The sequence below is a fragment of the Carboxylicivirga sp. M1479 genome (genome assembly GCF_007097485.1).
GTDB lineage: Bacteria > Bacteroidota > Bacteroidia > Bacteroidales > Marinilabiliaceae > Carboxylicivirga.
In genome coordinates this window covers 1-325 of sequence record NZ_VKDE01000104.1, presented here as the reverse complement: position 1 = coordinate 325, position 325 = coordinate 1, and the positions used below count along the sequence as shown (strand labels likewise).

Sequence of the window (325 nt, the reverse complement as noted above, 5' to 3'; positions counted from 1 at the left end):
CGCCCAAAGGCATACGCGAGTTACGGGATTTAACTCGTTACAAGCGTAAAGTTATTGAGCAGGTTTCATCAGAAAAGAATCGCATACACAAGTTGCTTGAAGATGCAAACATAAAATTATCGAGCGTAGTTAGTAACCTTGACGGTGCCACAGCTACCAAAATAATTGATGCGATGATAGCTGGCGAAGAAGATGTTAAAGAGCTAGTGAAGCTTCGTCATGGCAAAATGCAAACTTCAGTAGAAGAGCTTGCAGCTTCTCTGAAAGGCAAATTAACAGAACATCATCGATTTATGCTTCAAACGGTTAAGGCATCAATAGAAAG

The 325-nt window shown here is 40.6% G+C and carries 1 pseudogene; it reads left to right on the top strand.

Annotation, left to right across the window (positions count from 1 at the left end):
- A pseudogene (locus tag FNN09_RS21265) lies at window positions 1-325 on the top strand (IS110 family transposase); the annotation flags it as partial.